Raw genomic sequence first — 17,565 nt, 5'->3', positions numbered from 1 at the left:
GAAATGTAACGGGCTACGCTGAAAATCCTTCACTTCGCCAAGGCTTTCCCCGGTTTGTCGGCCAATGCCGACAGGCCATCCTGAATGGCGGTCACCGCCAGCGCGCGGTTATCCGCCCGATAACGGTCCTTGCCCAGCGGGGCGGAACTCTGGATTGCGATTAAACGCCAGCCGGTAAGGGTATACAGCATTAACGGCGAACCGCTGTCGCCCGGCAGGGTGTTGCAGCGATGGGATAACACCTCCGACTGCGCCCAGCCGGTCACCAGGCAATCCTGATGACGATAGAGCGTATCCAGGTGATCCTCGGGATATCCGGCCTGGGTGACCTGGTGATTGGCCTGCTTTAGCTGCAGGGTCAGTTCCTGATGGTCGCCCTGCCACAGCGGCAGTGGTTTGATTTTTTTAAATGTTTTGGTCAGGCGGATAAGGGCGAAATCCAATGCGGCCGCATCGGGCGGCACGATCCAGCCGTCGCCGGAGGGTTTCAGGCGTTGACCCAGCTGTTTGTCGACCAACGTATCAATGGCGCTGGTCTGATAACGCCAGAGCTGGTTTTCCGCCACGAAACGCAACATCACCGCTTTATCAATAACGCCGCCCGCGGTCAGCACGCAATGACCGGCTGTCAGCGCCAGGTGCGGCGAAATCAGAGTGGCGGTGCAGAGATTGCCGCTGGCGGTTTCCACCTGTCCGATGGCCTGCCACGGCCATTCATCCGGCTGGGTGATGGCCTGGCGGTGGTCATGGCCGAAAAACAGCGCCTTCTGTTCTTTACTCAGTCCGGCCGATGCGGCGTTAAAGGTAGCGAGAGGCAACAAACACCACAGCAACAGCGGAACAATACGCATATACAAGCTTGCCTTATGATAAGTGCTGATATCATCCATGAAAAAATATTATCTCAATATAGCTTATAAATAGGGGAATACAGAGAAAAATCGTTGTGTTTCAGCACGCTAAAACAGATCGCCGTTAAGGCGGAAAATACGCAGGCGCTGGGCAAGGGAAGGGACTTAAATAAAAAAGAAGGTGCTGACAACGGCGCAAATAATCAGGCAACCCAGGATGATTTCATACCTATATCGGCGCAGCATAGACGAAGCCTTAAGAAACCGACACCCGGCGAACCGGGTGTCGGTGAGTCAATAATAATGCGCTAAAATGACTATTTCATCAGCTCTGACAGCCATGATATTCCGACTCCGGCCTGAACGGCGTTAAACCAGGTTCAGGCGCGGCGCATCTTATGATGCAGGGGTCGTGGTGGCAGCGGCAGCGGCCGGAGCGGCTTTCTTATGCTGCACTTTTTTCACGTGTTTTTTAGCGGCCTGGGCAGTCTGCGCCGGAGCGGCTTTCTTCACTTTCTTCACGTGTTTTTTAGCGGCCTGGGCAGTTTGCGCAGGGGCTGCTTTTTTCACTTTCTTCACGTGTTTCTTGTGAGTAGTCGTGGTGGTTTTAGCCGGTGCAGCGGTAGTCGTGGTGGTGGTCGTCGCGGCAGGAGCGGTAGTCGTAGTGGTATCGGCGGCAAACGCAGCGGTGGACAATCCCATGGCGGCAGCAATAACCAGTGCAAGTACTTTCTTCATTGTCAAATCCTCAGAATTGCGGTTTCTATTTACAACCCCGATTCGGGGCCGGTGAAGACACAATAAGGATTTAACGCCGCGTTGTCCGTGAGTGTTTGGTTTCGGCGTGTAACCGAATGTACAGGCGGAGAAACAAAGAGGTACCACCCTCGCCGCTGTATTTTAGTTACAACATACAATTCCGTGTATCCATCCACCACCTCGGCCACGGATATCTTCTGACATCCCGCAGCCACGCAGGTTACAGCGGGCTTTTCAGCGCCAGCGGGTCGCGCGCGCCCTGGTTTACCGGCCAGCGGTATAAAAAGCTGGCCCCGCCGAGCGGGCTCTCGTTCACCGCCACCTGGCCTTCATGCGCCAGGGCGATGGAGCGTACGATCGCCAGACCCAGCCCGCAGCCGCCGGTGCTGCGGTCGCGGCTGGGGTCGAGACGGACGAAAGGCTCGAACACGCGCAGGCGCTCATCCTGGGGAATGCCCGGCCCGTCGTCGTCAACCTGCAGGAAGCCGTAACCTCGCTCGATGCCGAGCCGGACCATAACGGCTTCCCGGCTGTAGCGCAGCGCATTATTCACCAGATTATCCAGCACCCGTTCCATTAGCCGCGCATCGACCTGGCCGAAATCGCCGGAGGCGGTGATTTCCTGGCCGATAATACGTTCCGGATGCAATAACCTGATGTCCTTGAGTTTTTCCGTAAGCCAGGCGGGCAGGTTCATGGGAGCCAGGTTAAGCGTGACCTGGGGCCGGTCGAGCCGGGCGAAGGTTAACAGCTCATCGATCAAGCCTTCCAGCTGGCTGACATCATGATTCAGCCGTTCCTGCTCCGCGGTGGACAGCCCTTCGCTCATGGCCAATCGATAGCGTAGCCGCACCAGCGGAGTGCGCAACTCGTGGGCGATATTATCGATAAGCTGTTTTTTACTGGCGATCAGGGTATTAACATTATCCGCCATCTGGTTGAAGGCTACGCCGAGACGCAGCAGGCTTGATGCGCTGTCGAAATGGATGCGTTCTTCCAGGAACCCTGCGCCCAGGCGCTGCGCCGCCGTTTCTAACCGCAGCATGTCCTGCCAGTGCGGCCGCATCCAGATAAATACCGGAAACGCCAGGGAGAGTCCGATAAAGACCAGCAGCGCCAAATCCAGTAACCGCATTTCATGAATAAAAAACAGATAGGGTATGGGGCCGACCGCCAGCACATAATTACTGCGCGGTATGCGCTGGATAAAAGTGTATTCATCGTCCAGGGCGACGATTTCGCCACGTCTAAGGCGCAGATCATCATGGGGATTCAACTGGTACTTTTTCAGCGGTTCAATATGCAATTGAAACGACAGGTTAAGATCCAGCTTATTGATGGTTTTATTCCAATCGCGCGGCGGCGTGGCGCGCAGCTCGTTGCGCAGCAGATAAATCGAGCTTTTCATCAGGTCGTCCATTGATTTCCTGCCGGCGCGTTCGGCCGTCACCTTATACACCAGCCCGACCAGTAAGGTCATGACCAGAAAACAGACGAACAGCAGCAGATAAAATTGAATGAACAGTTTCCTCATGACCCGGCGTTCTCCCACGCATTCGGTGCGAACAGGTAGCCTTTATTACGCACGGTTTTAATCCGGAACGGCTCCAGCGCGTTGTCATGAAGTTTTTTCCGCAATCGGGAAATAGCCACGTCGATGCTGCGGTCCAAACCGTCATAGCTGACGCCGCGCAGGTTTTTGAGCAAAGCCTCGCGGTCCATAATATGGCCGGCGTGGGTGGCCAACTCCCATAGCAACTCGAAATCCGAGGTCGAGAGCAGGATGGTTTCGGTCCCTAAAATCACCTCGCGATTAATCAGATCGATGCTCAACTGGCCGAAGTGCAGCACGCTGCCGGTCGTGGCCGGCGTCTGCGCGGCGGGGCGCGGGATAAGCGTATTCTGCCGCAGGTGCAGGCGCAGGCGCGCCAGCAGTACCGCCGGCGGCGTCGTTTTAAGGATATAGTCGTTGGCGCCCATCTCCAGCGCCAGAATATGATTCATATCGCTGTCCAGGGAGGTCAGCAGCACGATCGGACCTTCGTATACCGGGCGTAGATCGCGGCAGATGGTCATGCCGTCCTTGCCCGGCAACAGGATATCCAGTAGCACCAGGTCGGGGTTAAGCCGGGTTATCACCTCCTGCGCCCGGTCGCCGCGGGGTTCTATGGTTACCTCGAAGTCATGTTTGCCTAGCCACGCGGCAATCAGGTTGCCGACCTCGGTATCATCTTCAACAAAAACGATCGTGTTCATAACGCCAGTAATCTGCTTAAAATAGGTGAAGGTTATCGGTAGCCGCCATGAGCATACCGCCTGTATTGATGTTGCGCCATCGGATAAGCGTTAATGGTTTTTACCGGTGCGATTTACCGGCGGCCGAACCGCGGCGGCGATAAGGGAGGACCGGCGGCACAAAATTTTACCATTAAGTGATGGGCGCATCTGGCGCTGATTCGCCTATTATTGATCGCGATATGCTATAATAATCGCCACTTTTTCGAACACGGGCATTCAACTTCGGTTGGTCACGAGAGGAACGGGCTAGATGGCTAATCATCTGCGTGCGACGGCCGGTCAAGGCGAAAAACTCTGCTTTGATTATACGAATTATCTTTCGGCTAGTTGCAAAAAACGCTGGAGTTTCATCGACGCGATTTATGGCGTAATGCCCATCTTCGGCATTGTCACTAAAACCCCGCAGAAACATGTCCAAACCCGGCAGGAGCAGTTGAAGGCCCTGGCGCTGCAAGTCCTGTCCACCCAGGTCAATGATGAAACTAATGTCATCAGGCTGATTGCCCTGGCGCAGCAGCAGGGTATCGGACGCTTTGATATCAAGCTGCCGTATTCCTTGGATCGCGCGCAGCTCGGCGCAATCCAGCAGGAATTTGGCGAGCAGCTGTTGCTTAACCAGCATGACGAGCGATTGTCCGTGGTGCTGCCGCTGGTAAGCGAAAATCCCGCCGCCTGACGGCAGCCAATAAAAATGGGCAAGTTTCCTTGCCCATCGCGCTGCGCGTCATTCTCATTGTCCTGCATTCCGGCCTGCCAACGACACGCCGGACGGCGGATTCGCTATTTAAACAGATCGGCGCTGACGGTCAGGTTGCCGCCGCTCTGGTTTTGTTCCCATTGCCGGGTAATATGATAATATTTGGCGCCTTTTTTCGCGCCGAGCCGGGCGACTTCATGCGCCACGTCGGTTGAACTGTTGTAATGCCCGGTGAAGGTCACGGAATCGAAAGGCACCATTTGCGCCGCGGTGATTTTATTGACTTCCTGCACTTTGGTGCCGTCGGGTAGCGTTACAGTGTAACGACCGCCGGTGGTGGATTGCGTTTCATAGAACCGGCCGACGGTACGACTCGGTGACTCGGACGAAGCCACCCCGGGAATTTCGACCTTGGCGGCGGCGGCGCCGCCGGCGGCCAGCGCGGCTTTACCCGCCTGCGAATCGGCGGGGATGGCGTCCGGGCTTTGTACTACGCGCTTGGCGGCGTCGGCTTTGTACACGTAGGCGGTAACAAACTGATTGCCGCCTTCGTTGGCGTCAATTTGGCGCACGATAAAGAATGAGGCCGCGCCCTTGGCCTGGGCGGCTTTGGAAATGGCGTCGTTGATATCAGGCTGGCTATGGAAAAAGCCTTTTACGCTGACGGTGTCATACGGTTCCAGCAGGTTGGCTTCCTGGCGCGGCAGTTCTTTTACGCCGTTAAAATAGCGGTATTGGGTTTCCTGCGAGGCGGCGGGGGCGTCCTTATGATACAGGTCCGCGGTGACGCGCCAGTTGCCGCTGTTGTTGGCGTCGTTAATGCCCTGGATATAATAGGCGTAGGCGCCTTTGGCATCGGCGCGGCGCGAAATCTCATCGTTGGCGTCGCCAATGGCGTTAAACCGCCCGGTAATCGTAATCCGGTCAAACGGCTGCAGACTGGCGGCTTTTTCCGGCGTCAGCTCTTGGGCTGCCTGCGCGGATAACGCCGTCAAAGTGAGTAACGCAGAGACCAAAAATGTGTTCTTCAGCTTCATAAAAAATCCTTTCGACAAACGCTTTCAGGCTAAACATGCTGAACTGTTGATGTATAACAGATTAGCTGGCGATTATGGCATGTAATAATGGTGAGTGTCTCAGCAATTTATGTCACTGTGAATAACAATTGCTTGAGCAGGGGCAAACAGTACGCCAATTTTAGGGGAAAATGCTGTTTGTCCGCACAAAATATAGACCGCTGAAACTATTTTCAGTAGGTTATTGTGTGGCTCTTGTAGGGTGATCCCAGGGTCTACCGTATGACACATTTGACTTTTGGGTCAGGATGACGGTTATCTTCAAAAAAAACGGTTAAAAAAGGGAAAGCTATGCGTATTGGTGTACCAAAAGAACGCCTGGCCAATGAGGCCCGCGTTGCCGCAACGCCCAAAACGGTAGAGCAGTTGCTCAAACTCGGCTTTACCGTGGCGATTGAAAGCGGCGCAGGCAAACTGGCCAGTTTTGAAGACGCGGCCTTTCTGGCGGCCGGCGCCTCTGTTACAGATACCGCCGATGTCTGGCAATCCGATATCATCCTCAAGGTCAATGCGCCGCTGGATGATGAAATCCCGCTCATCAAACCGGGCAGCACACTGGTCAGTTTTATCTGGCCGGCGCAGAATCCTGCGCTGCTGGAAAAACTCAGCGCCAGCAAGATCACCGCGATGGCGATGGATTCGGTGCCGCGCATTTCCCGCGCGCAGTCCCTGGACGCCCTGAGCTCCATGGCCAATATCGCCGGTTACCGCGCCATAGTGGAAGCCGCCCATGAATTCGGCCGTTTTTTCACCGGCCAGATTACGGCGGCGGGTAAAGTACCGCCGGCCAAAGTGATGATTATCGGCGCGGGCGTCGCCGGGCTTGCCGCCATCGGCGCGGCGGGCAGCATGGGCGCCATAGTGCGCGCCTTCGATACCCGTCCCGAAGTCAAGGAGCAGGTCCAGAGCATGGGCGCGGAATTCCTTGAGCTGGATTTTGAAGAAGAAGCGGGCAGCGGCGACGGTTATGCCAAAGTGATGTCTGAGGCGTTTATCAAGGCCGAAATGGCGTTGTTCGCCGCCCAGGCGCAGGATGTGGATATCATTGTCACCACCGCGCTGATCCCCGGCCGGCCGGCGCCGAAGCTTATCACCAAAGAGATGGTCGCCTCGATGAAACCGGGCAGCGTGATTGTCGACCTGGCCGCGCAAACCGGCGGCAACTGCGAGCTGACCGTGGCCGATACCATCACCGTTACCGATAACGGCGTGCGGATTATCGGTTATACCGATCTGCCGAGCCGTTTGCCGACCCAGTCCTCCCAGCTCTACGGCACCAACCTGGTCAACCTGCTGAAACTGCTGTGCAAAGAAAAAAACGGCGAGATCCTGGTGGACTTCGACGATACGGTCATTCGCGGCGTCACGGTAGTCAAAGACGGCGAACTGACCTGGCCGGCTCCACCGATCCAGGTTTCCGCCCAGCCGCAGAAGCCGACCGCCGCTCCGCTGCCGAAACCGGTTGCCAAACCCAGTTCGCCGGCCCTGAAATATGGCCTGATTGCGCTGGCGATTATTTTATTCGGCTGGCTGGCCAACGTGGCGCCGCGTGATTTCCTGTCGCATTTCACCGTGTTTGCCCTGGCCTGTATCGTGGGTTATTACGTTGTTTGGAACGTGAGTCACGCGTTGCACACGCCGCTGATGTCGGTAACCAACGCTATTTCCGGGATAATTGTTGTTGGTGCGCTGCTGCAAATCGGCCATGGCGGATGGGTGTCTTTCCTTTCCTTTATCGCCGTGCTGATTGCCAGTATCAATATTTTCGGTGGCTTCACCGTGACTCAGCGCATGCTGAAAATGTTCCGTAAAAATTAAGGGGTAAACCCATGTCTGAAGGATTAGTGACGGCGGCGTATATAGTTGCCGCTATTTTATTTATTTTCAGCCTGGCGGGGTTGTCCAAACACGAAAGCTCACGGCAGGGCAATCTGTTTGGTGTCAGCGGGATGGCGATTGCGCTTATCGCCACCATTTTTGGCCCCCATGCCGGCAATGTCGGCTGGATCATCGTCGCCATGGTGATAGGCGGCAGCATCGGGGTTTACCTGGCGCGTAAGGTCGAAATGACCGAAATGCCCGAACTGGTGGCCATCCTCCACAGCTTTGTCGGCCTGGCCGCCGTCCTGGTGGGCTTTAACAGCTATCTCGATCATGGCGATATCATCAATGCGGTGATGGAAAATATCCATCTGACCGAAGTGTTTTTAGGCATCTTTATCGGTGCGGTCACCTTTACCGGTTCGATTGTGGCGTTTGGCAAACTGCGCGGTAAAATTTCCTCGCGCCCGCTGATGTTGCCGTACCGCCATCATATGAACCTGGCGGCATTGGTCGTGTCGTTCCTGCTGCTGGTGCTGTTTGTCAGGACCGAAAGCGTCGCCCTGCAATCCATCGCGCTGCTGCTGATGACCATTATCGCGCTGGTGTTCGGCTGGCACCTGGTGGCTTCCATCGGCGGGGCCGATATGCCGGTGGTCGTGTCGATGCTGAACTCCTATTCGGGGTGGGCGGCGGCGGCGGCGGGTTTTATGCTCAGCAACGACTTGCTGATCGTGACCGGCGCCCTGGTAGGGTCATCGGGGGCGATCCTGTCCTATATCATGTGTAAAGCCATGAACCGCTCGTTCCTGAGCGTGATTGCCGGCGGGTTCGGCACCGACGGCTCCGGCGGCGGCGAAGAAACCGAGATGGGCGAATATCGCGAAACCACGGCGGAAGAAGTGGCCGAGCTGTTAAAAGGCTCGAGTACCGTCATTATCACCCCCGGCTACGGCATGGCGGTAGCGCAGGCCCAGTATCCGGTGCATGATATCACCGCCAAGCTGATTGCCCGCGGCATCAAGGTCCGCTTCGGCATCCATCCGGTGGCGGGGCGTTTGCCCGGGCATATGAATGTGCTGCTGGCGGAAGCCAAGGTGCCTTACGATGTGGTGCTGGAAATGGATGAGATCAACGAGGATTTCAGCAGCACCGACACCGTGCTGGTGATCGGCGCCAACGATACCGTTAACCCGGCGGCGCAGGAAGATCCGCGCAGTCCGATTGCGGGGATGCCGGTACTGGAAGTGTGGAAAGCGCAGAATGTGATCGTGTTTAAGCGCTCCATGAACACCGGCTACGCCGGGGTGCAGAATCCGCTGTTCTTCAAGGAAAACACCCAGATGCTGTTTGGCGATGCCAAGGCCAGCGTCGAGGCGATCTTGCGCGCGTTATGATGTGATGGGATAGTGCCGCGAAGGTTTCGCTTGCTCGGTGTTTTATGGTGCGCCAGTGAAGGTTTCGCTTGCCATCCGTTGGGTGACTATATGCTTAGCCGGGCGCAGGCAAGCGATAAGGAGGGCCATACGCCTGGCCCTCCTTAACCTCCGTGCGTCCGGCAGATCGCGCGCCGCTGCGCGGTCCCTGGCTTCACTGCATCACAGCTTTGGACCGTACGGGATGCGCTCCAGGCGCAGCCCGTCCTTTCGCCGCTCCCGGCGGCTCATCCAGCCGTGATTTGCAAAGCCAGCGCACTCTATGCCGGATCAACGTCAACACCATAGTCTGCATGACATGGTGTTTTTTATTTATGGAAGCAGGCATGTTTCGGGGAAACTATCGACTGTCGGTATCTTGATGCAACGTCCCGTCCACCAAGGCAACAGCAACGCAATTTCTGCATAAATGCAATGCGTAAAGCGACATTTAACCCGGCATAAAGCGCGCTGACGGCGCCAATGACCCCGGCAAGAGCCGCCGGGAGCGGATCGAGGCCCGGTTGCGCCTGGAGCGCATAACCGGGCCGGTGCATAACGGGAGCATTGGCGGCATAAGCCAATAACCCACGCCGATCTTTATTCGTACTTATCGCCGCCTTCCAGCGTCACCGGCGAGACATAGTCGTCCGGCTTGATAGCCAGCAAATCGCATTTCAGATGATCGATCACCAATTCGGTGGTATTGCCGATGAACGCGGCGGAAAACCCGGTGCGGCCGATGCTGCCCAGCACCACCACACCGGCATCCAGATGCTCGGCCAGATCGGGAATGACTTCCTCCGGCAGGCCTTTTTCCACATGGGTGAATTTTTCATCCAGCTGGAATTTCTGGCGCAGGCTTTTCATCGCGATCAAATGCTGACCGCGAATGGCGTCGTTATAGACGCTGGGATCAAAATCCGGCAGTTCAATGGCGATATTAATGGGCGTGACCGGGTAGGCGCCCACCAAATGAACCTCGGTCTGGTTCACCTGTTTCGCCAGGGCCAGGGTTTCGGTGACCAGCTTGATGTTCAGGGGATCGTGATACGGCTCCTCGCCGGAGAGATTGACCGCCACCAGCGCCTTGCCGCCTTCCGGCCACGGCTGATCCTTCACCATCCAGACCGGGCAGGGGCATTTGCGCAGCAAATGCCAGTCTGTCGGGGTAAATATCACTGATTCAAACCTGTCGTGCTGATGGGCCATTTTCAGCACCAGGTCGTGTTTATGGGCGATGACTTCCTGGATAATGGCTTCGAACGGACGGTTATGCCACACCACCTTGATTTCGATGGGCACGCCGCTGCTCAAGTAGTGCTGGCACTGCTCCTCTATCCAGGCGGTACGCTGGCTGATGACGCCCTGGCGCATCGCGGTGCGTTCGTCGGGGGAGAGCAGCGTGGTCATTTCGTAGGAAAAATCATAGATGGGCAGGAAGGCTTTGATGGAACCGCCCAATTGATGCACCAGATACACGGCCCGGCGCAGGGCGGGCTGATCATCCTGGTTAGGATCGATTGCGACTAATAAATTGCGATACTTGGCCATTAAGAGACTCCTTCATTTCTGTAATGCCACAGAATGTTAAAATAAGAGTAACTCATTGGAACAATCACGGACAGAAGAGAAGTGAAGCCGGATCAATAAAATAGAAAATTATGTCCCCGGCCGGAGGCTAAATGCTTGTTATCAACTTACCTTTTGCGGCGTGCCGGCCAGCTCCGACAACGCTTCGCCGTCTTCAATGGTGATGTATTTACCTTTCACCGCCAGCATGCCGCTTTTCTGGAACCGGCCCAGCAGGCGGCTGATGGTCTCGACGGTCAGGCCGAGATAGTTGCCGATATCGCCCCGGGTCATGGTCAGGCGAAATTCACGGGGTGAGAAGCCGCGCTGGGCAAAACGCCGCGACAGATTATAGACAAAAGCCGCCAGCCGTTCCTCGGCGTTCTTTTTAGACAGCAGCAGGATCATATCCTGATCGCCCTTAATTTCGCCGCTCATGAGCCGCATCATCTGCTGGCGCAGGTTGGGCATCTTGCCGGACAGGTCGTCGAGGGTTTCAAAGGGGATCTCGCATACCATCGAGGTTTCCAGCGCCTGGGCGAAGCTGGGATGCTGGCCGGCGCCGATGGCGTCGAAGCCCACCAGATCGCCCGCCAGATGAAAGCCGGTAATCTGCTCGTCGCCCTGCTCGGTGATGGTGTAGCTTTTGATGGTGCCGGAACGGATGGCGTAGAGCGATTTAAGCTCGTCGCCGGCCTTGAACAGCGCCTGGCCCTTCTGAATGGGTTTTTTGCGCTCAATGATATTGTCGAGCTGGTCCAGCTCGTGCTCATTGAGGGTAAAAGGAATACATAATTGGCTGATACTACAATCCTGACAGTGGATCGCACAACCGCCAGACTGGATTCGTCTGATAATACGCTTTTCCTGGATGATCATATCTCGCCGCTCATGCATTACTTGATTTGGGTCAATTTTACCATCAATTGGTGTCGATGATAAAGTGTCCAGCGACCCTGGTGCACATTTAGCTAAAATATCCCGGGCGCGGGGGACATTTTGCCGGTGGGTTTTGCGTTTTAAAAGGTGTAAGGTAAAAAAAACACGGGGATGAAACACCTTTAACATCAGGGGATAACAGCTATGGGGCGGACAGTAGGCATTATCGGCGCGGGCCATGTGGGGGCCGATACGGCATTTTCCCTGGTGACCCAGGGATTGTGCGACGAAATCGTCTTAATCGACACTAATGAGGCCAAGGCGCGCAGCCAGGGGCTGGAACTGCGCGATATGGCGTCCCTGGTCGCGTCCAGGGTGCATATCGTCGTTAATGATTATGCCGCTCTGCAGCGGGCGCGGGTGGTGGTCATGGCGATCGGGCCGACGACCCTTTTGCGTGAAGACCGGATGGAAGAGCTGGTGGAAACCAGCGCCACGGTCTCGCAGGTGGTGCCGCGCATCATGGCGAGCGGTTTTAGCGGCGTCATTATCAGCATCACCAATCCCTGCGACGTGATTGCCGCCGTCATCCAGCGGGAAAGCGGCCTGCCGGCATCACGGGTGTTCGGCACCGGCACGTCGCTGGATACCGCGCGTATGAAAAGGGTGGTCGGCGAGTTTTTCGCGGTGGATCCCAAAAGCGTCAGCGGCTACGTGATGGGCGAACACGGCGAATCTCAATTTGTCGCCTGGAGCACCGTGCGCATCGGCGGGCTGCCGGTCAGCGAATGGGCCGGCGATAAACAGCCCGATCTGGCGGCAATGAAAGATCAGGTGCGCGCAGGGGGCTGGGAAATTCTGCAGGGCAAGGGCTGGACCAGTTTCGGCATCGGCACCGCCACGGCGCGGCTGGTGGACGCGGTGCTGTCCGACGGGCAGACCGTATTCCCGGTGTCGGCGTGGGATGAGCGGGAAGGGGTGTATATCGGCCAACCGGCCATCGTCGGGGCCGGGGGCATTGAGCGCACGCTGCCGGTGACGCTGGCGCCTGAGGAACAGCGGGCCTACGCCGCGTCGGCCAGGGTGATCGGCCGCGCCTTCGCGTCTCTCTGAGCGGCCGCCGCCGTCGGGGAGGAAAATAGACCGGCCGTGAAATTACGCCGCCGCCGGTCTATAGTAAACCGGTACTGCAAGTGATGTGTGACTGATTAACACCAGGGCGAAACCGGTCGCCCCGGTAAGCGCGAGTGACAACAATGACCTGTAATGATGAAGATCTGTTTAAAGAGGCCATGGACGATGTCAAACCGCTAAAGGATCCGGCCAACGTGGTTTTCCTGCGGCATAAACCCCCGGTGGCGAGGCGCCGGCCAGACGACGCTGTCGATAATTTCCTTGTCACCGCCCTGCATGACGTCATCCCGCTCGATCTTCCCCTGAGTTATAAGCGGGACGGCATTCAGCAAGGTGTGCTTGATAAGCTGCGCGGCGGCCGCTATCCCATCGAGGCCACCCTGAACCTGACCCGCGCGCCCGTGGAGACCTGCCGGCTGAATCTGTTTGCCTTTATGCTGCGCCTGCAACGCGCGGGCGTGCGCACGGTATTGATTATTCACGGGAAAGGGCGTAATCACGACAGTCATGCCAATATTGTGCGCAGCTTCGTGGCGCGCTGGCTGGCGCAGTTTGACCAAGTACAGGCGTTTTGCAGCGCGCAGGCCTGCCACGGCGGCGCCGGCGCCTGCTACGTAGCGCTGAAAAAATCCGACATTGCCCGTAGCGAGAACCGTGAGCGTTTTGCCCGCCGGGGGCGTTAATTGATGAGGACCGCGCCATGACAGATTGGAATCCCACCCTTTACCGACAATTCGAGGCGGAGAGAACCCGCCCGGCGCTTGAACTGCTGTCGCGCATTCCGCTGACGTCGCCTGCGCGGATAACGGATCTCGGCTGCGGCCCCGGCAACTCCACCCAGGGGCTGCATGAGCGCTTTCCGCAGGCGGTGATAACCGGTATCGACAGTTCGGCCGCCATGCTGGGCAACGCGCGCGCGCGCCTGCCGCAGTGCCGGTTCAGCCAGGAGGATATCACCGCCTGGCGGCCGGACGCCGCTCAGGACATTATTTACGCCAACGCTTCGCTGCAATGGGTGCCGGACCATGAGACCCTGTTTCCCCGGCTGTTTTCCCTGACGGCACCGGGCGGCTGCCTGGCGGTGCAAATGCCGGATAACCGTGAGGAGCCCAGTCACAGCGAAATGCGGCGTATCGCTCAGGAAGCGCCCTGGCGGCAGCATATCGGCGATGCGGCGGGTATCCGGGTAAAGATAGTAAGCGCGCGGGATTATTATGATCTGCTGGCGCCCGATGCGCTATCGGTGGATATCTGGCGCACCACCTATTTCCATGTCATGCCGTCGGCGGGGGCGATCGTGGAATGGCTGCGCGCCACCGGCCTGCGCCCGTTCTTGGAGCGGCTGGACGATGCGCTGCAGGCGTCGTTTATCGCACGCTATCAACAGGCGCTGGTTAACGCTTATCCGGCGCGCGCCGACGGCAAGGTATTGCTGGCGTTCCCGCGCCTGTTTATCGTCGCCATGAAGCGGGTTTAAGCCCCTGCAAACCGGACGTGCGGCGGCCCTTCCCGCGCCGCAACATGGCCGTTGCCGTTGCCGGCGGCATTCCCGCTCCTGGTATCCGTCTCTTCCTCCTATTCCGCAGCGCCTATTTATTGTCTGTTATATGCGCATCGCGACCGATAAATACAGAAATTAGCAAAAAATTGAGATATTGATCAAATTATTTCATTAGCACTTGCCAGTGCTAACGCTGATAATTACCGGCGCGAATTCTGGCGCAGTCAATATGCAGTTTCCTTGCGCTAATAATAGAGTCGGTTAATAATAATCTCTAACATAGGGAGGGTTATGAAATATGTAGATAATACATATCCTTGTTATAAGGATAATGTGGATGATATATCTGAATCATTTGCCATAAAATTCTGCCTGTCTAAAAATTCTACGTTGCGGCGTAATTTTCAAACCGCGAGAAATGACGGTGAAAAATTATCATTGCAATATGCATCGATTCCTGATGCTTTAAATGCCGTAAGCGGAACAAAGGAGAACGATCCCCCCTTAGCGACATTTATGCTACGTCGTACGGAAGCGTTATCTGATATAAACAGTGAGTCTGATCTTGTGCTTATAAAAAGCACGTTGCGTTATGATCTCGCCGGCGCGGATTATGCGCTTGATGCCGCCCAGTATGTTTATAGCGGTTCCCTGCGCGATGGTTTCTTTTTGCAGCAAGGCATAACCCTTGACCAGGAAGGGAGGATAGTACTGGTAAAAGGCAAGCAAAAGGATTTTTTCAAAGGCGCCTGGCAGAAGGTCATGGGGACGAAAAAATTTTATATTGCCACGGTTGATTTTAAAGACCATGACGACCTGCGCTTTGATCGATTAATCGTCAATGATAAGGGCAGCCTGATAGGGAAAAAAAAAGGCGCGGCCGATTATTATAAATTAACGCTGAATACCGACAGCACCACGACTACCCTCGACGTCAATGCCGGATTCGATGCCTGTTTCAATATCAGCATCTTACTGAAAAAATTGCCGCAAGCGGGACGGATGCCGGATGATCTATGCTTACACAGCCATGATCGGAAGACGGTAGAATTGGTCTTTAAAGAGGGCAGCCTTTTTCTGGCGATCCCGGCACAGGGTTACGATCACACCCGGGGCCGCCGGGAGATAAAACTCCGGTTACCCCTATCCGGGGCAGTTAACATTTTATCCGCTTGCCAAATACTCAATAGGGTTAAGCTAACGGTGAATCACAACGGGAAATTAAACGTTTTTTACCTGGATGCCGACCATGTGGATGCCGTGAAGGCCACTATCAGGCATTTAAGCCAAAAACCGCCGCAGAATTTTTCGTCAGGCTCCGGAAACAACCCCTATGATAAGGTATTTTCAGGCCAGCCTTTTACCAACTACCGCTGGGGAAAATTCAGCAGCCGGCGGATCCCGTTATTGGCTAAAACCATTGATAATTTCAGGGTGAGACTAAAGCGCGCCAGAGCATTGAACTACCGTGGCGATCGCAGACGTGCCGGTATCGCACTGGCGCAAGCGGTGGACCCCGGGGTACGATGCCTGGCGCAAACCCTGACCAAAAAAATCGCCCAGCCCCCACGCGTCGCCGCGCCACAAACCGGGACTCATGCCTTCACCCGTGAGTTCGGCGAAATAAATAAGTTCGTAAATAATAAAGAAATGAACAAATTATTTGCTTCTGCTTCCTCTTATCTCAGCGCTAAGGAGGATATCAGCGACAAAATAAGATACACCTTATCCTTGCTGGGAAAAAATGAATCGATTTCCCTGAACAAATTGTTCGATGCCTCTTTTTTTTTCGGTATCGCCGCGGCCGGACTGCCCTTTATGCCCGGCTGGTTTACCGGCGCCATGGTCCGGTATAGCCGGGGGCAATCGTTAACGTTGACCAAAAATGACAACGGAAGTATCAAATTAAATTATAACAAAATTAATTATAAGACATTAATTGCTATTCTAGGAACCGGCCAAGGTTTAGAAGAGAATGGTAAATTATTAAATTATAATAATATTGATTTCTCTACGGTATTGCCCTTAGAAGCGAATGCCATACTGGTGGCTAACAAAAACGCGCAATTTAATTTTAGTATCGATGTCTGCGAACAGGAAATCGGCCTGCTGCTTGACGCTATTTTTATTCCGCAAAGCGCAGCCCTGCATCGCGAACAGCACCTCGCACCTTATTTCGCGAAATTGATCCGGCAAGCGATAACCAAAACCTGCCGCGGCCAGGGGGCAACCCTGCTGCTGGAAGCCAAAAGCGAGCTGCGGGCACAGGTGGGTTTTATGGCCGATCCAAACACCTTTATGGTGCTGCCGCGCACCGCCTTGGGGGCAGGCGGCGCGGTAAATATTTTTGATATCAATAAGCAAACGGATGAGGTCACCACGTATTTTTCCGGGCAACCCGTCAACGACAGGCAGGTTAACCTGCAGCAAAAATACCTCGGCTTCTCCTTATTTTCTTATCAGGAGAGCAAAATTATGCCCATTGCCATGACACCGGCACCGGGTAATACCCTGCTGTGTTTTCCCTTGCCTTTAACCGAGGAGCTCAAGCAGACGCTGCCCGTCACCCGCAATGCCGCGGCCAGACATTATCGCCTGGACGGGGCGACGTTGAAAATTGAGTCGTCCCCCCTGATTACATTGCCCGCAGGCAACGCTGAAACAGGGCGGGAGCAGGAAGCGGAGCCGGCGTTTAACCTGATAGCCAACGAGCTTAACTACGTGATTGCCGGCTTTTTGAAACGATTGCCGAAACACGTCGGCGACCAAGTGGAATCGCTAAGCAAAATCCTCAAGAATGCCGTCGATCGCTTCCACGGTTATCAAAGGATAAAAGCGGGGGAGGAGATCAGTACGTTTATTGTATCCCCGGGGGACTATAAACAGAATCTGCGGTTATTTAATCAGCAAAAAACCGCGGAAGTTATTATCTATCCCCCTGCGCAAAAGCCCTTTTACCTGCGGCTGAAAAAGTCCTTGCGACCTTGGACCATGAATACCACGCTTGGCGAATATTTGCTCGTTAAAAAGAAAGACCCGGGCTGCAATGCGGGCCAAGGGCAGGGACAACAACTCCATCTATACGATATTATTCACGCCGTCGAGGACTATGCCGCCCGAAGCAACATCGACAGTTTAGATAAACGTTCCGCGGTGAGGGCAATCGCGACTTATACAATCCAAAAGAAGGTGCTCCGGCAGATTTATGATGAATTTATCATTGCGCTCAATCAGATGATGTCGGCGCTGGCGGCCGATAAAAGCTACGATCCGGCCCTCAAGCGGCTGGAGCATCTTGCCGATAGCTGCAGCCTGCAGAACGCGGGGACCAATCCGCTCTTCCAGCTTAATGATATCCAATTGGTCAGGCAGAATACGCTGGCATCGCGTGTCGGCACCGTGCCTTGTACCTTACTGAATGTGGCCGCCAGAAATGAATTAACCTATACCGCCTCGCTTGGCACCATCAGGTTTATGTACCGCGATAAAGAGGTATTTCCTCATAGCTTAACCCTATCGCTGGATATCCTGCCCGATCTGTGGTTTCAGTGCCCGTCATAGT

The 17,565-nt window shown here is 55.4% G+C and carries 14 protein-coding genes; 7 read left to right on the top strand and 7 right to left on the bottom strand.

Features of this window, described 5'->3' with window-relative positions; all coding sequences use genetic code 11:
- Positions 1–29 precede the first annotated feature (29 nt).
- From ACL2XN_RS05800 to rstA, 4 genes are all read right to left on the bottom strand, one after another.
- Positions 30–851: a trypsin-like serine peptidase gene (locus ACL2XN_RS05800; RefSeq protein ID WP_410015163.1), complete on the bottom strand. Its 822-nt coding sequence runs from the start codon at positions 849–851 to the stop codon at positions 30–32.
- Positions 852–1,247: 396 nt separating this feature from the next.
- Positions 1,248–1,589 carry an acid resistance repetitive basic protein Asr gene (asr, locus tag ACL2XN_RS05795; protein ID WP_413722817.1) on the bottom strand — a complete coding sequence of 114 codons (342 nt, stop codon included), beginning with the start codon at positions 1,587–1,589 and terminating at the stop codon, positions 1,248–1,250.
- A gap of 241 nt (positions 1,590–1,830) precedes the next feature.
- Positions 1,831–3,144: a two-component system sensor histidine kinase RstB gene (rstB, locus tag ACL2XN_RS05790; RefSeq protein WP_410015161.1), complete on the bottom strand. Its 1,314-nt coding sequence runs from the start codon at positions 3,142–3,144 to the stop codon at positions 1,831–1,833.
- Positions 3,141–3,866, bottom strand: a complete 726-nt coding sequence (gene rstA, locus ACL2XN_RS05785; protein WP_410015160.1) for a two-component system response regulator RstA — start codon at positions 3,864–3,866, stop codon at positions 3,141–3,143. Before rstA ends, rstB begins: the two co-directional genes overlap by 4 nt.
- Positions 3,867–4,158: 292 nt before the next feature.
- On the opposite strand from rstA, the gene ACL2XN_RS05780 reads away from it, so the two are divergent.
- Positions 4,159–4,584: a hypothetical protein gene (locus ACL2XN_RS05780; RefSeq protein ID WP_410015159.1), complete on the top strand. Its 426-nt coding sequence runs from the start codon at positions 4,159–4,161 to the stop codon at positions 4,582–4,584.
- Positions 4,585–4,688: 104 nt separating this feature from the next.
- Here ACL2XN_RS05780 and ydgH read toward each other — a convergent pair whose 3' ends face one another.
- Positions 4,689–5,642, bottom strand: coding sequence for a DUF1471 family protein YdgH (ydgH, locus tag ACL2XN_RS05775; RefSeq protein WP_410015158.1), 954 nt, complete (start codon positions 5,640–5,642; stop codon positions 4,689–4,691).
- A gap of 330 nt (positions 5,643–5,972) precedes the next feature.
- Here ydgH and pntA point away from each other — a divergent pair, with 330 nt between their 5' ends.
- Entirely contained in the window at positions 5,973–7,499 is a 1,527-nt protein-coding gene (gene pntA / locus ACL2XN_RS05770) for a Re/Si-specific NAD(P)(+) transhydrogenase subunit alpha (RefSeq protein WP_410015157.1), read from the top strand.
- An 11-nt stretch (positions 7,500–7,510) separates the two neighbouring features.
- Complete coding sequence (pntB, locus tag ACL2XN_RS05765) at positions 7,511–8,899, top strand: Re/Si-specific NAD(P)(+) transhydrogenase subunit beta (protein WP_410015156.1); 1,389 nt, start codon at positions 7,511–7,513, stop codon at positions 8,897–8,899.
- A gap of 618 nt (positions 8,900–9,517) precedes the next feature.
- Here pntB and uspE read toward each other — a convergent pair.
- Together uspE and fnr are read right to left on the bottom strand one after the other, a co-directional pair.
- Positions 9,518–10,471, bottom strand: a complete 954-nt coding sequence (gene uspE / locus ACL2XN_RS05760) for a universal stress protein UspE (RefSeq protein WP_410015155.1) — start codon at positions 10,469–10,471, stop codon at positions 9,518–9,520.
- A 141-nt stretch (positions 10,472–10,612) separates the two neighbouring features.
- Positions 10,613–11,365, bottom strand: coding sequence for a fumarate/nitrate reduction transcriptional regulator Fnr (gene fnr / locus ACL2XN_RS05755; protein ID WP_331119250.1), 753 nt, complete (start codon positions 11,363–11,365; stop codon positions 10,613–10,615).
- Positions 11,366–11,572: 207 nt separating this feature from the next.
- Between fnr and ACL2XN_RS05750 the strand changes: the two genes are divergently transcribed.
- From ACL2XN_RS05750 to ACL2XN_RS05735, 4 genes are all read left to right on the top strand, one after another.
- Complete coding sequence (locus ACL2XN_RS05750; protein ID WP_410015154.1) at positions 11,573–12,481, top strand: L-lactate dehydrogenase; 909 nt, start codon at positions 11,573–11,575, stop codon at positions 12,479–12,481.
- A 143-nt stretch (positions 12,482–12,624) separates the two neighbouring features.
- Entirely contained in the window at positions 12,625–13,185 is a 561-nt protein-coding gene (smrA, locus tag ACL2XN_RS05745) for a DNA endonuclease SmrA (protein WP_410015153.1), read from the top strand.
- Between the two features lie 17 nt (positions 13,186–13,202).
- Positions 13,203–13,979 (top strand): trans-aconitate 2-methyltransferase, encoded by a 777-nt coding sequence (gene tam, locus ACL2XN_RS05740; RefSeq protein ID WP_410015152.1) that lies wholly within the window; start codon positions 13,203–13,205, stop codon positions 13,977–13,979.
- A gap of 315 nt (positions 13,980–14,294) precedes the next feature.
- A complete protein-coding gene (locus ACL2XN_RS05735) occupies positions 14,295–17,564 on the top strand; it encodes a hypothetical protein (RefSeq protein WP_413730456.1) in 3,270 nt (1,089 codons plus the stop codon).
- The last annotated feature ends 1 nt before the right edge of the window (position 17,565 follow it).

It is taken from the genome of Sodalis sp. RH22 (assembly GCF_047324165.1).
GTDB lineage: Bacteria > Pseudomonadota > Gammaproteobacteria > Enterobacterales > Enterobacteriaceae > Acerihabitans.
This window is presented reverse-complemented; position numbering and strand designations above follow the sequence as displayed.